The following is a 17,946-nucleotide window of genomic DNA, read 5'->3' as shown; positions in this document are numbered from 1 at the left end:
GATGCCCGGAGGCAGGCTCAGCCAGCAGGAACGCCAGCAGATCGCGCTGGGGCTGGCCGACAGCCTCCCCTACGCGGAGATCGCTCGACGACTCGACCGTCCCACCTCGACGATCACGCGTGAGGTGATGCGCAACGGCGGCCCCACCGCCTACCGGGCCGACCTGGCCCACCGCGCCACCGAGCGCCGCGCCCACCGGCGCAGGCCCACCCTCTCCCGAGGGGCGGACGCGCCCCCCCAGGAGCACGGACGCGACGCCGAGGCCGTGGCCGAGTACGAGGAGACGTTCACCACCGTCCTCATGGCCTCGGGCCTGAACAAGATGGCCGCCCGGGTGTTGACCTGCCTGTACACCACCGACGCGGGCAGCCTGACCGCGTCCCAACTCGCCCAGCGCCTTCAGGTCAGCCCGGCGTCCATCTCCAAGGCGATCGCCTTCCTGGAGAGCCAGAGCCTGGTCCGCCGAGAACGCGACGAACGCCGCCGTGACCGCTACGTCGTCGACGACGAACTCTTCTACCAGGCGACCATCGCCAGCGCCCGAGCCAACGACCAACTCGTCGAAACCGCGCGGCAGGGCGTGGCCATCCTCGGCCCGCACACCCAGGCCGCCGCCCGCCTGGAGAACATCGCCCGCTTCCTGGACTTCATGAGCGAAAGCATCACCCGCGCGGCCGAACAGGCCCGCGAAGTCCTCCACACCGGGACAGCTCCCGGCAGCCTCCACCGGCCAGGTCCGGAGGATGGGTAGACAATCGGCAGGTCGACGCCGCTGGGTCAGAGCGGCCAGGCGGCGATCCGGTCGTAGCGCGGTGGCCGGGAACCGGGGTGGCTACGCATCAGCCGCAGCTCGGTCGCCGGCCACTCGGGGCCCCGGTAGTCGTCCAGGACGGCGAGGTCGGCGTCGATGTCGACGAGGTCGACGAGGTCGCCGGGTCGGGCCACGGTGAGGTGCGGGCGTAAGGGCTTCTCGTCGTACGGCAGCCGGGCGTGCCGCAACCGGTCCCGGACCAGCCGGGCCAGCTCGTGCAGCGCCTCGACATCGCCCCGAAGGTCAACCCAGAGCACCGTGGACCGGCCCTCCCCGAACCGGCCACCACCGCCGAGGCTCAGCCGGGGCGGGGCGTCCCGGCCGTCGTGGAACCACTCGGCGGCCAACCCGAGCGCGCTCTCCACCACGACCAGCCGGGCCGCCTCGACGTCGCCGAGGAAGGCCAGGGTGACGTGCAGCTGGGCCGGGTCGGCGAGCCGGACGTCGACGCCGGCGGCGGCCGCCGCGCCGATCCGTAGCCGCGCGACCTGCGCGTTGAGGTGATCGACCGACTCGTGGCGTGGGTAGACCGCGACGAAGAGCCGCAACCGTCGGGCCGCTCAGTGGTGCCGTTGCCGGTGCCCGGCGCGGGCCGCCGGCAGTGCCAGCCCAGCCGCGTGCAGGACGCCCTCCACCCGGACCCGCTCGATCTCCTGGTCGACGCCCTCCAGCTCGGTCAGGTGCTCGGTGACACCGAGGGCCCGGCAGGCACGGCGAAGCCGGTCGTCGTACGCCTGGAGCAGCGCGCTGTGCCAGACCATCGACCGGCCCGTGCCGCCGATCCGCTGACCGCCGAGACGGCGCAGATCGGCGGCGAGCTGCTCCAGCGGCCGACGGTCGGCATTGTCGAACTCACTGAGGTCGATGTCCCGGGTCAGCGCGTCGGCCTCGATGGCCCGGTCGAGACGGGCGATCGTACGCGTCTCCCGTCGGCGGTCACGCCACTCGGACCAGCCGCAGACCACCCGGTCGACGATCTCGTCGTAGCAGAAGATCAGTGCGAAGGCCGCCGGCAGAATGGCCACGGCAAGGAACGCCAGGGCCAGCATCAGCGCGCGTCCAACCTCCACGTATCGACGCTAAGCCCCACCGTGCCACCCCGCCAGCGGTTTGGCCGCATCCGCGCGATCCGCGCATCCGGGCGCGGCCAACCCGGCGGTAAACCTCAGCAGTCGGTCGAGGTGACGTAGAAGCGGGGCATCGGCAGCACCCGGAAGCGCAGCCGGGCACCGGAGTGACGCAGCTGCCAGGTGAGGGCGATCACCGCGGCGGCCAGCGAGATGAGCCCACCCATCCAGATGCTGGCACCGGCACCGTAGCGCTCCGCCACCCAGCCGATCAGCGGCGCGCCGACCGGGTTGGTGCCCAGGAACACCAGCACCCACAGGGCCATCACCCGTCCCCGGAAGGCCGCGTCGACGCCCATCTGGATCCGCTGGTTGGCGGCCTGGGCGAAAAAGACCATGCAGAAGCCGGTCGGCACCAGCAGCACCACGACCAGCCAGTACACCGAGGCGAGGCCGACCATGGTGCCGAAGCTGGCACAGGCGATCGCCGCGCCGAGCACCAGCCACACCGACGGGCGGCTACGCCGACCGGTCCCGCTGAGCGCGCCACCGAGCGCGCCGACGGCCAGCGCCGTGCTGAACAGGCCGAAGGAGGCCGCGCCGGTGTGGAAGACGGTCTTGGCCAGCGCGGCCAGGGTGAGCTGGAAGTTGAACAGCGACATGCCGATCACCGACATGATCGCCATCGGCAGCAGCAGGTCCGGGCGGCGCCACACGTACCGCAGACCGTCGATGATCCGGGCCGACGCCCGCTCGTCGCGGGGCAGCAGGGCGTCGCGGTGCAGCTCCGCGGTACGCATGCGGACCACGTTGACCAGGGGCGCGACCGAACTGAGGGCGGTGAAGAGGAAGACCGGGCCCACGTTGAACGCGGCGATGGCCAGGCCGGCGACGGCCGGGCCGACGATCCGGGCCGAGTTGAACACGGCGGCGTTCAGCGACAGCGCGTTGGGCAGCAGTGGCGTACCGACGAGTTCGGAGACGAACGCCTGCCGGACCGGGGTCTCCACGGCGTTCGCCGTGCCGAGCAGCGCGGCGAAGGCGAAGACGTGCCAGAGCTGCACCAGGTCGGTGAGGACCAGCAGGGACATGCCGAGCGCCAGCAGGCTCCAGAAGGCGTTGGCGGCGAAGAGCAGCACCCGCTTGTCGTACCGGTCGGCGAGCCGGCCGGAGAGCAGGGTGAGCAGGAGCACCGGGGTGAACTGGCAGGCGGTGACCACGCCGAGCGCGGTCGCCGAGTTGTTGGAGAGCTCGAGGACGAGCCAGTCCTGGGCGATGAACATCATCCAGACGCCGATCAACTTGATCAGCTGCCCGGATGCGAAGAGGCGGTAGTTGCGGACCTGTAGGGACTGGAACATCGTGCTCAGCTTCGCCTGCACTCTTGGTGCGCCTCCTCCGGACGTACGCGTCATCGACAGGTGACGGCACGGACCCGGTGGCGCGGGTACGGCTCAGGCGCGAGCGAGCTGCTGAAGAATCTCGGAGGCCCTCTGCAGGGTCTCCCGTTCGTCCTCGTCGAGTGCGGCCAGCCGGTGGGCCAGCCACTCGTCGCGGGCCCGCTCGAACTGGTCGAGCACGGCCTGCGCTCCTTCGGTCGCCGCGAGGATGACCTGCCGCCCGTCGGTCGGATGGGGTGTCCGCCGCACCAGACCGCGGTCCTCCAACTTCCCGACGATCTTGGTCATCGTCGGTGGCTGCACCCGCTCCACGTCGGCCAGTTCCCGGGGTGTCATCGCGCCCGCCAGCCGCAGGCTGGTGAGCGCGGAGACCTGGGTGACCGTAAGGTCGCCGACCGGTCGGGCCTGTCGGACCCGCCGGTTGAGTCGGGTGATCGCATCACGCAGCTGGGGAGCCAGCTGCGCCGGTGGCACGCGTTCCGCCGTCACCGTCCGCTCCGTCACAGTAGTTAGCTTAACTAATGAGCATGGCTAACGACATCCGTTATGACCAGGCTCACGAGGGGATTCAGATGGTACGGGCGGGGAATCCGAGTCGATTCCCCGCCCGGACGTGCCTCAGAGCACCAGGGACTCGATCGGCCCCCGTAGGAAGTACAGCACGAACAACGCGGCCACCCCGTACAGCAGCGGGTGGATCTCCCGGGCCTTGCCCCGCGCCAGCTTGACCACCACGAAGGTGATCAGGCCAGCGCCGATCCCATTGGAGATCGAATAGGTGAACGGCATCAGCACGATGGTGAGGAACGCCGGGATGGCGATCTCGTAGTCGGACCAGTCGATCGTGCGCACCGCGGTCATCATCAGGAAGCCGACCACCACCAGGGCCGTCGACGCCGCCTCGAACGGCACGATCACGACCAGCGGCGCCAGGAACATCGCGAGCAGGAAGAGCACGCCGGTGACCAGGTTGGCCACACCGGTCCGCGCACCCTCCGCGACACCGGCGGCGCTCTCGATGTACGACGTGTTGCTGGAGGTGCTGGCCGCACCACCGGCCGCCGCCGCGATCGAGTCGACCAGCAGGATCTCCTTGGCCTTCGGCGGAGTGCCCTGCTCGTCGAGCAGGCCGCCCTCCTGGCCGACCGCGACCATCGTGCCCATGGTGTCGAAGAAGTCCGTGATCAACAGGGTGAAGATGAACATCAGCACGACCAGCCAACCGGCCCGACTCCACGAGTCGAGCACGTTGAACTTCCCGAGCAGCGACAGGTCCGGCAGGTCGACCACCGTCTTGGGCAGCTCCGGCACGTTCAGCGACCAGCCCTTCGGGTTGGGCTGACCGTTGACGAACGACGGGCCGATGTTGCCGATCGCCTCCACGATCACCGCCAGCACCGTCGAGGCGAGAATGCCGATCAGGATCGCGCCCTTCACCCGACGGACCACCAGCACCAGCGTGATCAGCAGACCGACCACGAAGACCAGCATCGGCCAGCTCACCAGCTTGCCGCCGATGCCCAGACCGACCGGAACGGTGGTGTTCGCGGCGTCCGGGATGCGCCGGACGAAACCGGCGTCCACCAGGCCGATGATGGTCAGGAACAGACCGATGCCGACCCCGATCGCGGTCTTCAACTGGGTCGGCACCGAGCGGAACACCGCGGTCCGCAGACCCGTCAGCACCAGCACCGCGATGATCAGACCTTCGATCACCACCAGGCCCATCGCGTCGGCCCAGGTCATCTCGGGGGCGATCTCGTACGCCACCAGGGCGTTCACACCCAGACCGGCGGCGAGCGCCAGCGGGAACCGGCCGACCACCCCCATCAGGATGGTCATCAGGCCGGCGACCAGCGCCGTCGCGGCAGCCAGCGCGGGAATCGGGAGGCTCTTGCCGTCACCGTCGACAGCGCCGCCCAGAATCAGCGGGTTGAGCACCACGATGTACGCCATCGTGAAGAAGGTCGCCAGGCCACCGCGTACCTCACGGCTCAACGTCGAGCCCCGGGCGGAGATCTCGAAGAACCGGTCGAAACCGTTACGCGGCTGAGCGGGATTGGGAGGTGTGCCGTTCTCGGGCGGCGCTACTGCCATCAGGTCCTCGCAGGTGATCTTCCGGTTGTCGCGCGCATCGTCCCAGATCACCGGTGGGCAGGGGAAGACGATCCCGTACGCTTGCCGAATGCCGAACGAGCAGCCACCGCGGCCCGCACCACTGGATCCGCCGATGGTGCCGTTCGCCCTCGCCGGGTTGATCGCGTGGGCGGTGGCCGGGTTGGTCCTGCTGATCTTCTTCCGGGGTTGGCTGACCGACAACGGTCACCAGAACTGGCTCTGGACCTGCCTCGCCGGGTTCCTGTGGGGTTTCCCGGGCCTCGCCGTGATGATGCGGCACGACGCCAACCGACGCCGCCGCCGCGCGAGGTGAGCTGACCAGCGCGCCGGAGCAACTCCGGCGCGGACGATCAGGAGTGCCCGTACGGCTCCGCCGGCTCCGCGGCCTCCACCGAGCCCGGGGCCCGGCTGACCGACATGGCCTCCACCGCGCTGTCGTCGTACACCGTGGGTAGCTCTTCGACAGCGGTCTCGGCCGCCTCGATCAACGTCTCGGAGTGGGCACCGCAACCGTGATCGGCGCTCACCACCCGGCCGTCGTCGGGCGCGTAGAAGTTGCCGCACGCCCCGAAGGACTGCCGCATCGCACCGGCCAACGGCAGGTAGAAGCCGCAGGTGCCGCAGCGGGCGGCGGCCGGGGCGGCGGTCGAGATGGCCGCGGCCGGGCCGTGGTCACCCTCGTACCAGCGCTGCGCGGTGTCGATGCGACCCTCGCGGGAGAGCACCCGGGCCCGCCCGAGGCCCAGCTCCCACGCCGTCTCCTCGACCGCCGGGTCGTCGGAGAGCAGGTAACCGGGGACCAGTCGATCGTCGTCCGGTGCGGTCGGGAGCAGGTCGCCCGGGCCCAGATCGCCCGGCTTGAGCCGCTCCTGCCAGGGCAGCCAGCCGGGTGCGAGCAGCGCGTCCGGGCCGGGCAGCAGCACCGTCTCGCAGATGGTCACCGTCTTGCTGCGCGGCACCCGGGTGACGGTGACCGCCCAACGCCAGCCGCGGTAGCCGGCGAGACGGCATTCGAAGTAGTGGGTGACCAGCCGATCGCCCTCGGCCACGACCTGCAGGTGATCACCGACATCGTCGGCGTCCACCTCGGTGATGCCGGCGCGGGCCACCTCGACGGCGGCGGCGCAGACCTGGTCGAGACGGGCGGCGCGGGTGGAGGCGGGCCTGGTCACCTCACCATTGTTCCCCATGCGCCCGACCGGGGTGACAGGGACTCCCGGGGAACCTTTCCCAGCGGTGATGCGGCGTACCCGGATCGGATGGGCAAGGATGGTGCACATGCCGTCGTACTCCCGCTCCGGGCGATCCGTCCTCGGACGGACCGTCGGCACCGGCATTCGCGCCGTCCGTCTGCTGCTGCGCGGTTCGGTGGGCAGCGGCCGCTGGGTGACCCGCCGGGCCGGCCGGGCCCGCGCCCGGGGTGCCGGCGGCGAGGTCGGCATGGTTCGCCTGTTCGACCTGCACGCGCTCTCCTGCGCCGGTGACACGCTGATCGCCATCGGCCTGGCCGGCACGATCTTCTTCAACGTGCCGCTCGGCGAGGCCCGCAGCAAGGTCGCGCTCTACCTGCTGGTGACGATGGTGCCGTTCGCGATGCTCGCCCCGGTGGTGGGCCCGCTGCTGGACCACTTCCGGCACGGCCGGCGGTACGCCCTGGCCGCGACGATGCTCGGCCGCGCCTTCCTGGCCTGGTTGATCTCCGACTACATCCACGGCTTCGGGCTCTATCCGGCCGCGTTCGGGGTGCTCGCGCTCTCCCGGGCGTACGGCGTGGCCCGCTCCGCGGCGGTGCCCCGGTTGTTGCCGGAGGGCCTCGGCCTGTCCCAGGTGGGTGCCCGGGCCAGCGTCTACGGCACGGTCGCGGGCGCACTGGTGGCGCCGATCGGGTTGGCCGCGTTCTGGTTCGGGCCGCAGTGGCCGCTACGCGTCGCGTCGGTGATCTTCCTGGTCGGCATGGTGATCTCCCTGCGGCTGCCACCGAAGGCCGACTCGGAGCCACCGGAGCGGGTCCCCCGCCCACTGCGGGCGCTGGGCCGCCGCCGCGGCGATCGGCCACTGGGTCGGGGCCGACCGTCCGGCCGGCTGGTCATCGCCACCCTGATCGGCGCCGCGACGCTACGCGCGCTCTACGGCTTCCTGCTGCTCTTCCTCGCCTTCGCGATCAAGAAGGGCGACCTGACCACCGTGGTGTTCGGCCGGGACCTGGGCGCCGAGTGGGCGTTGGGTGCGGTCGGTGGCGCGCTCGCGGTCGGCACCTTCCTGGCCACCGCCATCGGCACCCGACTGCGCATCCACCGGCCGATCGCCATCCAGTCCAGCAGCATGATCATCGTCGCCGGGGTGGCGGTGCTCGCCGTCATCCAGTTCTCGCTGCTGATGGTCGCCCTGCTCTGCCTGGTCGCCGCGCTGGTCAGCGGCATAGCGAAGCTGGCCGTGGACGCCTCGATCCAGGAGCGCATTCCGGAACGGCTGCGGGCCAGTTCCTTCGCCCATTCCGAGACGGTGCTGATGCTCGCCTTCGTCGCCGGCGGCGGGCTCGGGCTGGTGCCATTCGCCGGCCGGATGGGCATCGCCGTCGCCGCCGGGTTCGGCGTACTGGCCGCGATCCGGGGTGCGCTGGTCGCCGCCCGGTTGCGCGGCGAGAAGCTGGCCGGCCGACCGCTCGGCGACGACGAGCTGACCGAGGACGAGCCGGCGGACGAGCACGGGGATCCCACACCGACCTCACCGGCACCGGCCCAGACCAGCTCACCGCCGTACGACGATTCGAGCCTGGCCCCGCCGGGCTACCACATCTACCGCCCGTCGTCGGCCGTTGGCGGCCCGGGTGGCGGGGCCGACGACGAAACCCGCCGCGAGTCCCCCGGTTCACTCTCATGACCGGTCTGTTGGTGGTGACGGCGGTTCCCGCCGAGGCGGACGCGGTCCGCGCCGGTCTGACCGACCGCACCGTGACCGTCGCCCCGATCGGTGTGGGCCCGGCCGTCGCCGGTGCCGCCACCGCCCGGCTGCTGGCGCTGGCCGAGGCCGCCGGCCGCCCGTACCGTGCGGTGGTCAGTGCCGGCGTGGCCGGCGGTTTCACCGGGCGGGCCGAGGTCGGCGACACGGTGCTCGGCACCGCCAGCATCGCCGCCGACCTGGGCGCGGAGTCGCCCGACGGCTTCATCCCCATCGACGAGCTGGGCATGCCGCCCGCGCTGCTCGGTGTCGGCAGCGGCTTACCGACGGACCCGAGCCTGCTGGCGGCGCTGCGGGCCGCCCTCCCGACGGCCACGGCCGGCCCGGTGCTCACGGTCAGCACCGTCACCGGCACCACCGCCAGCACCGAGGAGCTGCGCCGCAGGCATCCGGATGCGGTCGCCGAAGCCATGGAGGGGTACGGCGTGGCGGTCGCCGCGGCGCAGGCCGGGGTGCCCTTCGCCGAACTGCGTACCATCTCCAACCCGATCGGCCCCCGCGACCGGGACGCCTGGCGGCTCCGCGAAGCCCTCGCCGCGTTGACCGCGGCGGCCCCGGCACTGCGCTGACCAGGCCCTCGCTCAGTAATGAGAGCGCTTGCCAGGATGGCCCAGACGCAGTGCGGCAGGGCGGCGTGCCTCGATCTCGAAGCCGCACGCCAGCAGCAGGTCGATGCCGACCCCCTCGGCGACGGCGACCGCATCGTCGATGCCCGCCTCGCGCATGCCGGCCACCAGCGCGGTGACCAGCCGACGGCCGAGCCCCAACCGCCGGTACCGGGCATCGACGAGCACGCCGTCGAGCACCATCTCGCGTTCCGGCATGTCCGGATGCCACTCCCCGAACTCCAGGAACGGGCTGCGCTCATGGGCCCGCAGTTCACCAATCAGCGATCCGTCCGGAAGCTCGGTGACGTACCGCCAGGAGGTGGCCGGCAGGTCGGTGTCGACCACCCGGCGCACCTGCGCATTTCTCTGGACCTCGGCGCCCCACCGCCGGTTGTCGCGATAGCGCCGGTTCAGCTCGTACGCGGCCGGCGGCAGCGGGAGCGGATAGCGGTGGGGCGGCAACCGGTACCACTCCGCCCACCAGGCGCCGGGCCAGTCCCGAGGCTCGTGGACCGGCCACACGTCCAGGTGGGCCGGGTACCGACGTCCTGCCACGTCCCGCATGTCGTCGTGCGGGACTGGCGTGAGCTCGACGGCGCCTGAGGTGGGCCCTGGGATGCCAATCGTCAACTGCCCACCTGCCGCCCGGACGAGTCGCTCCACTGTCCGGAATCGGGGATCGACCGCCCTCCCCGACTCGATCCGGGCCAGTGTCGGCTGCGGCACCCCGGATTTCTCGGCCAACTGCCGCTGACTCAGATCGGCCCACCGGCGCAGAGCACGGAGCGCCCGGCCGAGATCGACCCCGCCGCTCTCGTCGGTGTGGTCACTCGCCTCAGTCACAGGCCGATGCTCCACGCTGGTCAGCGCACTATCAACACCCACATCGGGGCTGTGGATAAAGCTGTGGACAACCTCCCGGACCGGTGGACGACCTACTCCGGCAACCCGCCACGAAGAAGGCCGGCCTGCCCGGGCGGCCGCCGCGCCGATCGGTTGCGCGGTCTCGACCCTTTGGAGCTGAATCGTTTGCGACATCACAACGGCCTGTCGCCACCACGACTCCAAGGCCTGCGGACCACACCACAACCCCGGCCCCCGACGGACCGCTGCACAACCTCAGACCGCGCCAGGACTCCCAACCGCTACAGACCTCACCACGACCCAGACCGCTGCGGCCCTGAGTTCAGTGCGATTCGTTTGCGACATCAGCTCCAAAGGGAGTCCGAGGTAGGTGCCCGACCTCCGCGCCCAGGGCGGATCACCGTCCGCGCTGATGCCAGCAACCGGCCACAGTCCGATGCCGCCAGCCAGCCGCAGTCCGGTGCGCCGGCCGCTACGGATCTCTGTCGCGGACCACGGCGGATCACACCGGTCTCCGGCGCGGATCACATCGGGCGGGGTGGGCGCGGGCGGCCGGGCGGGGGCGGGGCTAACGTGAGGGCGTGGCGCTCTCTCTGGCGATCTCGCCCTGCCCCAACGACACGTTCGTCTTCCACGCGCTGGTGCACGGGCGGGTGCCCGGCGCGCCGTCGGTCGAGGTGACGTACGCCGACGTGGACGTCACCAACACGGCGGCCGAGCAGGGCGCGTTCGACCTGGTGAAGGTGAGCTTCGCGGCGCTGCCCTGGCTGCTCGACGACTACCACCTGCTGCCCTGCGGCGGCGCGCTCGGTCGCGGTTGCGGCCCACTGGTGCTCACCAGGGGCGACCGCGACGGCGGGCCGGACCGCACCGACCTGACCGGTGCCACGGTGGCGGTGCCGGGCGACCGGACCACCGCGTACCTGCTGTTCCGGCTCTGGTCGGCGGGGCGACCGCCGGCCCGGATCGAGGTGGTCCCGTTCCACGAGATCATGCCGGGCGTGGCGGCTGGCCGCTACGACGCCGGGCTGGTCATCCACGAGGCCCGGTTCACCTACCACCGGCACGGCCTGAGCGCCCTGGTCGACCTTGGCGAGTGGTGGGAGGCGGACACGGGGCTGCCCATCCCCCTCGGCGCGATCCTGGCCCGACGCGGGGCGGTCGACCCGCAGGCCGCGGCCGGCTGGGTCCGCGAGTCGGTCCGGCAGGCCTGGGCAGACCCGGCGGCGAGCCGCGAGTACGTGCTGGCGCACGCCCAGGAGATGGAACTCGACGTGGTCGACCGGCACATCGGCCTCTACGTCAACGAGTTCACCGCAGACCTGGGCGAAGCCGGTTTCGCCGCGGTGGCGGCACTGCTCGACCGGGCCGCCACCGCTGGCCTGGTGCCTCAGACCTCCAGCTCGCGTGCCACCGCGTGGACCAGCTGAGCGATCTTCTGCGCGGTCTTCTTGTCCGGGTACCGACCACGGCGCAGGTCCGGCTGGACCTTCGCCTCCAGCACCTTGATCATGTCTTCGACCAAGCCGTGCAGCTCCTCGGCCGGCCGACGGCGCAGCTCCGCCATCGACGGCGGCGCGTCCAGCAGCTTGACTCCCATGGCCTGCGCGCCCCGGCGGCTGTCCACCACGCTGAAGTCGACCCGCTGGCCACCCTTGAGGTCGGTGACACCCGCCGGCAGCGCCCCCTTGGGCAGGAACACGTCGCCGCCCTCGTCACTCGTGACGAAGCCGTATCCCTTGGCCGTGTCGTACCACTTCACTCGACCCGTAGGCACCTGAAAACCCCTGCTTCACTTGAGCCGCTACTGCTCCAAGGCTAGCTGGATCATCCCGTCGAGCGCCGCTGGGAATTCGGTGAGCCCGTCGAGCACCACTTCCGCCCCGGCCGCGCGCAGGTCAGCGGAGGAACACGGGCCGGTGGTGACACCGATCCCGGGCACCCCGGCGGCAGCCGCCGCCACCATGTCCGCCACATGATCACCCACGTAGTGGGTCGCGCCGTGCTCCCGCAGAGCTGTCGCCTTCTCCTCGGCGAACAGGTCGCCGGCCAACTCGTCGACCGTGAGACCGAGATGGTCCAGGTGCAACCGGGCCAGCCGACCGATCTTGGACGTGACGACCAGCACCCGGCCACCCCGTGCCCGGATCGCGTCGACGGCCTCCCGCGCGCCCGGCAGCAGGAGCGTCGGGGTGATCGCGTACGCCGGGTACAGCTCGCGATACAACCGCACGGCGGACTCGACCTGCTCCGGCGGGAACCAGTGCGCGATCTCGGTACGCAGCGGCGGCCCGAGCCGGGACACCGCCAGCTCGGCGTCGACCGGCACACCGGTCTTCGCGGTCAGCGCCCGGTACGCGGCAGCGATGCCGGGACGCGAGTCCACCAGGGTCATGTCGAGGTCGAATCCGACGGTCAGTGCGGGCATGTCGAGAAACGTACCCGGCGACTCCGAGTCGGCCGGACGTCCGAGGGGCGCGGAAGCCCGGTGCCGGGCTAGCGTGGAAAGACGATGACCACCTCACTCGCCGACCACCTGCGGTCGCTGCCCGACGAGTCACTGGCCGCACTCCTCGCGCTGCGGCCCGACCTCGTCGTGCCCGTGCCGGCCGACGTCTCCGCCCTGGCCATCTGGGCCCAGTCCCGGGTCTCCGTGGCCCGCGCGCTGGACGGCCTGGACCAGTTCACCCTCCAGATCCTCGACGCCGCCCGCCTCACCCGGAATCCGGACGACGCCACCACGGCCACCGACACCGTGCTCGCGATGGCGACCGCCGGGCCGCAACCGCCGGCGCCGACGGCCGTCCGGGCCGCCGTAGGCCGACTGCGTGCGCTCTTTCTGCTGTACGGCCCGGAGCACGCGCTCCAGGTGGTGCCGGCCGTCGACGAAGTCGCCCCGTACCCCGCTGGGCTCGGCCGGCCGGCCGCGGAGCTGGACCCACGCACGGCCGCGCTCTGCGCGGACCCGGCGAAGCTCCGCCGGACGGTGCTCGCCGCCCCGCCCTCGGCCCGGGCGATCCTGGACCGGTTGGCGGCCGGCCCGCCGGTGGGCAGCGTGCCGCCGGGCGCGTTGCAGGCGCCGCCGCTCGGCGCGGAGGACCCGGTCCTCTCCGACCCGACCAACGGTGGCGCCCCGACCGGCTCCCCGGTGCGGTGGCTCGTCGACAACCGGCTGTTGGTCCCCGTGACGACCGGCTCGTCCACGGCCGGTGGCACGGTGGAGCTGCCCCGCGAGGTCGGCCTGCTGCTGCGCCGCGACACCGGCCCGCTCGGGCCCCTGCGTACCAGCCCACCGCCGGTGGCCGCCGCGCCACGCGAGCCGAAGGCGGTCGACTCGGCCGGGGCCGGCCAGACCATGGAGGTGGTCCGGCACACCGAAGGGCTGCTGGAGCAGCTCGCCGACGAGCCCGCGCCGGTGCTGCGATCGGGCGGCATCGGGGTGCGGGATCTGCGCCGGTTGGCGCGTACCGCCGGGCTGGACGAACCGACCGCCGCGCTGCTGCTGGAGGTCGCGTACGCGGCGGGGCTCGCCGGTGAGTTGGAGATGCCCGGCGCGGCCACCGGCCGGTACGGGGCGGACCAGCAGGTGCTGCCGACCGGCGGGTACGAGGTGTGGCGTGCCACCTCGCTGGCCCAGCGGTGGGAGCAGCTCGCCCGGGCCTGGCTGACCATGACCCGGCAGGTGGGGCTGGTCGGCCGCCGGGACGACCGGGACCGGCCGATCACCGCGCTCTCCGCGGAGGCCGAGCGGGCCAGTGCGCCGGCCACCCGACGGGCGGTGCTCGGCGTACTCGCCGATCTGGAGCCGGCGACCGCGCCCACCCCGGAGGAGGTGCAGGACCTGCTGGACTGGCGGGCCCCGCGCCGCAGCCGGGGCCGGGACGCCGCCCACCGGGAGGTGCTGGCCGAGGCCGCGCAGCTGGGCGTGACCGGGCTGGGGGCGCTCACCTCGTACGCCCGGCTGCTGCTGGGTGACCTGACGTCGACCGACGAGCGGGGCGACGACCCGCTGGGCGTGCACGCGGACGTCGAGAGCGGCGACCCGTCCGGTGCCGCGCGGGCGCTGGACGCGCTGCTGCCCGCCCCGGTCGACCACTTCCTGTTGCAGGCCGACCTGACCGTGGTGGTGCCCGGCCCGCCCGAGCCGGCGCTCGCCGTCGAACTGGAGGCGATGACCGAGCTCGAGTCGGCCGGTGGGGCCAGCGTGCACCGGGTCACCACGGCCAGCGTGCGGCGGGCACTGGATTCCGGTTACGTGGCCGACGACCTGCACGACGTGTTCCGGCGCCGGTCGCGTACCCCGGTGCCGCAGGGGCTCACCTACCTGATCGACGACGTGGCCCGCAAGCACGGCGGGCTGCGGGTCGGCCTGGCCGGGGCGTACCTGCGCAGCGACGACGAGACCCTGATCAGCGAGGTGCTGGCCGACCGGCGGTTGGAGTCGTTGGCGCTGCGCCGGCTCGCGCCGACGGTGCTGTGCACGCAGTACCAGGTGGGTCGGCTGCTGGGCGCGCTCCGCGACGCGGGGTACGCCCCGGTGCAGGAGGACGGCACCGGCAGCACCGTGCTGGCCCGGCCGCGAATCCGGCGAGCCCCGGCCCGGGTGTCGGTGACGACCCGGACGATCGACCCGTTGGCCGCACCGAAGCTGCCCATGCCCCGGCTGCTCGGCGTGGTGGAGCACATCCGGCGGGGTGACGCTGCGGCGCGGGCGGCCCGCCGGGCCCCGGCGGTGGTGCGTGGCGGCGCGGCGGGGCTGGGCGGCGGTCCGGTGCCGGCGCACACCCACAGCGAGGCTTTGGCGGTGCTCCAGCAGGCGGTCCGGGACAAGGCGCTGGTCTGGGTCGGGTATGTCGACGCGCACGGGGCGACCGCGTCGCGCCTGCTCAAACCGGTCTCGATCGGGGCCGGTTACCTGCGGGCCGAGGACGAACGGACCGAGATGCTGCACACGTTCGCGCTGCACCGGATCACCGCAGCGGTGGTGGCGGACTGACCGACGGCGCCACCGCGCGGGCGCTGTCGGTCAGCGCCGGCTGCGGCTGCGGCGTACGGTGCCGATCACCGAGATGATCAGCAGCAGCGCGAAGCCGGCGCCGGCGGACTCCCCGACCGAGTCGACGAAGCCCTGCTGGAGGACCAGCCAGCCGAAGAGGAACCAGCCGAAGAGGAGCGCCGCCGCGATGGCGTACGCGATCACCGTCGCTCGGGACACCTCGTCGGGTGGTGCTTGCTCGTGCTCTGCGATCACGTCACGGTCGACCGTCATGCCCAGCCTCCCCGCCCGGTCCGGCCCTGGACTCCCAGAGTGACACTCGTTGGTCCGGTCGGACAGGGGGCTACCACCCAGATCCGCTCCGTGTCGCTCAGGTGCCCGGGCGGCGACCGATCAGCACCACCCGGGTGCCGACCTTTCCAAGCTCCCACATCCGGACGGCGTCGGCGTGCAGGAGGTTGACGCACCCGTGCGAGCCGATCGACTTGTCGTGCAGGTAGGTGGTGGTTTCGTGGAAGCCCATCCCCTGGGTGAAGTGCTGCCAGTACGGCAGCCACACCTCGTACGGGTCGGACCACTCCTTGGGGTTGCGGAAGTTGACGGTGTACGTGCCGGCCGGGGTGCGGTAGCCGGACATCCCGGTGCGGGTCACCGTCGGCGCCATGATCACCTTGCCGCCGCGGAGCGCCCAGACGGTCTGCCGGGTCAGGTCCACGCAGAACGTGGTGCCCGTGCCGGCCTTGCAGCGGGCCGTGTCGGTGGTGGCGAGGCGCTGGGCCACGTCGGCGGTGGTCGGTCCGGCGCGACCCTCGACGGGGCGAATGCCGTACCTCTTCTGGAACTTCTTGATTGCGGCGCAGTCGGCGGCGGACTGCCGACCGTCCACGGTCACCGTCCCGAACCCGCCCAGCCGGGCCAGGTACGTCTCCACCGCGCGCTGGTGCTCGCCCTGGGGGCAGCCGATGGCTTTCGGCGTACCGCTGCTCGGGGTCGTCGTGGGTGCCGCCGTGCGGGTCGGCTTCGGGGTGGGTTTCCGGGACGGTTTCGGGGTGGGTACGGCCGGCGTGGGTAGGTCGTGCTGGTCCGGCCGGGGCGTGTCGCTCGCCCCCGTCGCCTTTTCCGCCGCACCGGCTGGGGCGGCTCCCCCGCCACCACTCCCGCCGGACTGCGGATCGAACGCGCACGCACCCGCGCCGACCAGCACGACCACCACAACGGCGACCAGCCGGGAAGTGACCCAGACACGTTCCATGGGACCTCCCCAGACAGTCGCCCCTTTACTAGACGTTCGTGAGTGCCGTCACGGTTGCGGCCGGTGAGCATCTTTCTTCGGTCATCCCGCATCGTGCAACACTGGATGGTCGGCCAGCGGCGGGTATGCGACCCGTTCCGGCCGGACGGCCAACCGAGGAGAGGACGCTGGCGTGAGCGGTGGACCACTGATCGTGCAGTCGGACAAAACCCTGCTGCTGGAGATCGACCACCCCGACGCGCAGGCCTGTCGGATGGCGATCGCGCCCTTCGCGGAGCTGGAGCGCTCACCGGAGCACGTGCACACGTACCGGCTGACCCCGCTGGGTCTGTGGAACGCCCGCGCGGCGGGGCACGACGCCGAAGGTGTGGTCGACTCGCTGATCAAGTACTCCCGCTATCCGGTGCCGCACGCACTGCTGGTGGACGTGGCCGAGACGATGGACCGGTACGGCCGACTTCAGCTCGCCAACGACCCCGCGTACGGGCTGGTGCTGCGCGCACTGGACCGGCTGGTGCTGATCGAGGTGGCCAAGAGCAAGAAGCTCGCCGGCATGCTCGGCGACAAGATCGACGACGACACCATCCGGGTGCACCCGTCCGAGCGCGGCCGACTCAAGCAGGCGCTGCTCAAGCTGGGCTGGCCGGCGGAGGACCTGGCCGGCTACGTCGACGGTGAGGCGCACCCGATCGAGCTGGCCGAGGCCGGCAAGGACGGGCGCAAGCCGTGGACGCTGCGCTCGTACCAGCGGGAAGCCGTCGAGGCGTTCTGGGCCGGCGGGTCGGGGGTGGTGGTGCTGCCCTGCGGCGCCGGCAAGACCCTGGTCGGCGCGGCGGCGATGGCCGAGGCGAAGGCGACCACCCTGATCCTGGTCACCAACACGGTCGCCGGCCGGCAGTGGAAGCGGGAGCTGATCGCCCGTACGTCGCTGACCGAGGAGGAGATCGGCGAGTACTCCGGCGAGCGCAAGGAGATCCGCCCGGTCACCATCGCCACGTACCAGGTGCTCACCTCACGGCGCGGCGGCGCGTTCACCCACCTGGACCTCTTCGGGGCCCGCGACTGGGGTCTGGTCGTCTACGACGAGGTGCACCTGCTGCCCGCGCCGATCTTCCGGTTCACCGCGGACCTCCAGGCCCGCCGCCGGTTGGGCCTCACCGCGACTCTGGTACGCGAGGACGGCCGCGAGGGCGACGTGTTCAGCCTGATCGGGCCGAAGCGGTACGACGCGCCGTGGAAGGACATCGAGTCGCAGGGCTGGATCGCCCCGGCCGAGTGCACCGAGGTCCGGGTGACCCTGACCGACGCGGAGCGGATGTCGTACGCGACGGCGGAGGCGGAGGAGCGCTACCGGATGGCGGCGACCGCCCGCACCAAGCTGCCGGTGGTGAAGGCGCTCATCGACCGGCACCCGGAAGACCAGGTGCTGGTGATCGGCGCGTACATCGACCAGCTGCACCAGCTCGGCGAGTACCTGGACGCGCCGATCATTCAGGGCTCGACCACCAACAAGGAGCGGGAGCGGCTGTTCGACGCCTTCCGGTCCGGTGCGCTGCGGACCCTGGTGATCTCGAAGGTCGGCAACTTCTCGATCGACCTGCCCGAGGCGGCGGTGGCGATCCAGGTGTCCGGCACGTTCGGGTCACGCCAGGAGGAGGCTCAGCGACTGGGTCGGGTGCTGCGGCCGAAGGCCGACGGCCGGCAGGCGCACTTCTACACGGTGGTCTCCCGGGACACGATCGACACGGAGTACGCGGCGCACCGGCAGCGCTTCCTCGCCGAGCAGGGGTACGCGTACACGATCGTCGACGCCGACGACGTCCTCGGCCCGTCCCTGCCGTCCTTCGACTGACCCCGGGCGGGCCGCCTGCG

General features: G+C 72.0%; 18 protein-coding genes. 7 read left to right on the top strand and 11 right to left on the bottom strand.

The window, feature by feature from the left end; translation table 11 throughout:
• Position 1 precedes the first annotated feature (1 nt).
• Positions 2 to 751, top strand: a complete 750-nt coding sequence (locus EV382_RS34020; protein WP_130406656.1) for a helix-turn-helix domain-containing protein — start codon at positions 2 to 4, stop codon at positions 749 to 751.
• A gap of 26 nt (positions 752 to 777) precedes the next feature.
• Here the strand turns inward: EV382_RS34020 and thpR are convergent, their stop codons facing one another.
• From thpR to EV382_RS27765, 5 genes are all read right to left on the bottom strand, one after another.
• Positions 778 to 1,359: an RNA 2',3'-cyclic phosphodiesterase gene (gene thpR / locus EV382_RS27785; RefSeq protein ID WP_130406654.1), complete on the bottom strand. Its 582-nt coding sequence runs from the start codon at positions 1,357 to 1,359 to the stop codon at positions 778 to 780.
• 12 nt (positions 1,360 to 1,371) lie between these two features.
• Positions 1,372 to 1,881: a hypothetical protein gene (locus tag EV382_RS27780; protein WP_130406652.1), complete on the bottom strand. Its 510-nt coding sequence runs from the start codon at positions 1,879 to 1,881 to the stop codon at positions 1,372 to 1,374.
• 95 nt (positions 1,882 to 1,976) lie between these two features.
• Positions 1,977 to 3,260, bottom strand: a complete 1,284-nt coding sequence (locus tag EV382_RS27775; RefSeq protein ID WP_130406650.1) for an MFS transporter — start codon at positions 3,258 to 3,260, stop codon at positions 1,977 to 1,979.
• A gap of 72 nt (positions 3,261 to 3,332) precedes the next feature.
• Positions 3,333 to 3,782: a MarR family winged helix-turn-helix transcriptional regulator gene (locus tag EV382_RS27770; protein ID WP_208758505.1), complete on the bottom strand. Its 450-nt coding sequence runs from the start codon at positions 3,780 to 3,782 to the stop codon at positions 3,333 to 3,335.
• Positions 3,783 to 3,896: 114 nt separating this feature from the next.
• Positions 3,897 to 5,375 carry an NCS2 family permease gene (locus tag EV382_RS27765; RefSeq protein ID WP_130409253.1) on the bottom strand — a complete coding sequence of 493 codons (1,479 nt, stop codon included), beginning with the start codon at positions 5,373 to 5,375 and terminating at the stop codon, positions 3,897 to 3,899.
• Between the two features lie 88 nt (positions 5,376 to 5,463).
• On the opposite strand from EV382_RS27765, the gene EV382_RS27760 reads away from it, so the two are divergent.
• On the top strand, positions 5,464 to 5,709 hold the full coding sequence (locus EV382_RS27760) for a DUF2530 domain-containing protein (protein WP_088986669.1): 246 nt from the start codon (positions 5,464 to 5,466) through the stop codon (positions 5,707 to 5,709).
• 37 nt (positions 5,710 to 5,746) lie between these two features.
• Here the strand turns inward: EV382_RS27760 and EV382_RS27755 are convergent, their stop codons facing one another.
• Positions 5,747 to 6,676 carry a DUF3027 domain-containing protein gene (locus tag EV382_RS27755; protein ID WP_208758504.1) on the bottom strand — a complete coding sequence of 310 codons (930 nt, stop codon included), beginning with the start codon at positions 6,674 to 6,676 and terminating at the stop codon, positions 5,747 to 5,749.
• On the opposite strand from EV382_RS27755, the gene EV382_RS27750 reads away from it, so the two are divergent.
• A complete protein-coding gene (locus EV382_RS27750) occupies positions 6,675 to 8,276 on the top strand; it encodes an MFS transporter (RefSeq protein WP_130406646.1) in 1,602 nt (533 codons plus the stop codon). The genes EV382_RS27755 and EV382_RS27750 overlap by 2 nt on opposite strands.
• Entirely contained in the window at positions 8,273 to 8,923 is a 651-nt protein-coding gene (locus EV382_RS27745) for a futalosine hydrolase (RefSeq protein ID WP_130406644.1), read from the top strand. The genes EV382_RS27750 and EV382_RS27745 overlap by 4 nt, the downstream gene beginning before the upstream one ends.
• 12 nt (positions 8,924 to 8,935) lie before the next feature.
• Here EV382_RS27745 and EV382_RS27740 read toward each other — a convergent pair whose 3' ends face one another.
• The gene (locus EV382_RS27740) at positions 8,936 to 9,805 is read right to left on the bottom strand and encodes a helix-turn-helix domain-containing protein (RefSeq protein ID WP_244236833.1); all 870 of its coding nucleotides are present in this window, start codon (positions 9,803 to 9,805) and stop codon (positions 8,936 to 8,938) included.
• A 602-nt stretch (positions 9,806 to 10,407) separates the two neighbouring features.
• On the opposite strand from EV382_RS27740, the gene EV382_RS27735 reads away from it, so the two are divergent.
• Positions 10,408 to 11,256 carry a 1,4-dihydroxy-6-naphtoate synthase gene (locus EV382_RS27735; protein ID WP_130406640.1) on the top strand — a complete coding sequence of 283 codons (849 nt, stop codon included), beginning with the start codon at positions 10,408 to 10,410 and terminating at the stop codon, positions 11,254 to 11,256.
• Here EV382_RS27735 and EV382_RS27730 read toward each other — a convergent pair.
• Together EV382_RS27730 and EV382_RS27725 are read right to left on the bottom strand one after the other, a co-directional pair.
• A complete protein-coding gene (locus EV382_RS27730; protein ID WP_088986676.1) occupies positions 11,217 to 11,603 on the bottom strand; it encodes a cold-shock protein in 387 nt (128 codons plus the stop codon). The genes EV382_RS27735 and EV382_RS27730 overlap by 40 nt on opposite strands.
• Before the next feature lie 27 nt (positions 11,604 to 11,630).
• The gene (locus EV382_RS27725) at positions 11,631 to 12,254 is read right to left on the bottom strand and encodes an HAD family hydrolase (protein ID WP_130406638.1); all 624 of its coding nucleotides are present in this window, start codon (positions 12,252 to 12,254) and stop codon (positions 11,631 to 11,633) included.
• An 84-nt stretch (positions 12,255 to 12,338) separates the two neighbouring features.
• Here EV382_RS27725 and EV382_RS27720 point away from each other — a divergent pair, with 84 nt between their 5' ends.
• On the top strand, positions 12,339 to 14,822 hold the full coding sequence (locus EV382_RS27720) for a helicase-associated domain-containing protein (RefSeq protein WP_130406636.1): 2,484 nt from the start codon (positions 12,339 to 12,341) through the stop codon (positions 14,820 to 14,822).
• A 30-nt stretch (positions 14,823 to 14,852) separates the two neighbouring features.
• Here EV382_RS27720 and EV382_RS27715 read toward each other — a convergent pair whose 3' ends face one another.
• Positions 14,853 to 15,095, bottom strand: a complete 243-nt coding sequence (locus EV382_RS27715; RefSeq protein ID WP_130406634.1) for a hypothetical protein — start codon at positions 15,093 to 15,095, stop codon at positions 14,853 to 14,855.
• Between the two features lie 97 nt (positions 15,096 to 15,192).
• Positions 15,193 to 16,074 carry a L,D-transpeptidase family protein gene (locus tag EV382_RS27710; protein WP_130406632.1) on the bottom strand — a complete coding sequence of 294 codons (882 nt, stop codon included), beginning with the start codon at positions 16,072 to 16,074 and terminating at the stop codon, positions 15,193 to 15,195.
• Between the two features lie 172 nt (positions 16,075 to 16,246).
• Here EV382_RS27710 and EV382_RS27705 point away from each other — a divergent pair, with 172 nt between their 5' ends.
• Complete coding sequence (locus EV382_RS27705) at positions 16,247 to 17,926, top strand: DNA repair helicase XPB (RefSeq protein WP_130406630.1); 1,680 nt, start codon at positions 16,247 to 16,249, stop codon at positions 17,924 to 17,926.
• The last annotated feature ends 20 nt before the right edge of the window (positions 17,927 to 17,946 follow it).

Source organism: Micromonospora violae (genome assembly GCF_004217135.1).
Lineage (GTDB): Bacteria > Actinomycetota > Actinomycetes > Mycobacteriales > Micromonosporaceae > Micromonospora > Micromonospora violae.
This window is presented reverse-complemented; position numbering and strand designations above follow the sequence as displayed.

Coding starts and splice junctions, on each gene's coding strand:
- EV382_RS34020 (WP_130406656.1), top strand. CDS start 2: ATGCCCGGAGGCAGGCTCAGCCAGCAGGAACGCCAGCAGATCGCGCTG.
- EV382_RS27765 (WP_130409253.1), bottom strand. CDS start 5,375: ATGGCAGTAGCGCCGCCCGAGAACGGCACACCTCCCAATCCCGCTCAG.
- EV382_RS27760 (WP_088986669.1), top strand. CDS start 5,464: ATGCCGAACGAGCAGCCACCGCGGCCCGCACCACTGGATCCGCCGATG.
- EV382_RS27750 (WP_130406646.1), top strand. CDS start 6,675: ATGCCGTCGTACTCCCGCTCCGGGCGATCCGTCCTCGGACGGACCGTC.
- EV382_RS27755 (WP_208758504.1), bottom strand. CDS start 6,676: ATGTGCACCATCCTTGCCCATCCGATCCGGGTACGCCGCATCACCGCT.
- EV382_RS27745 (WP_130406644.1), top strand. CDS start 8,273: ATGACCGGTCTGTTGGTGGTGACGGCGGTTCCCGCCGAGGCGGACGCG.
- EV382_RS27725 (WP_130406638.1), bottom strand. CDS start 12,254: ATGCCCGCACTGACCGTCGGATTCGACCTCGACATGACCCTGGTGGAC.
- EV382_RS27720 (WP_130406636.1), top strand. CDS start 12,339: ATGACCACCTCACTCGCCGACCACCTGCGGTCGCTGCCCGACGAGTCA.
- EV382_RS27715 (WP_130406634.1), bottom strand. CDS start 15,095: ATGACGGTCGACCGTGACGTGATCGCAGAGCACGAGCAAGCACCACCC.
- EV382_RS27710 (WP_130406632.1), bottom strand. CDS start 16,074: ATGGAACGTGTCTGGGTCACTTCCCGGCTGGTCGCCGTTGTGGTGGTC.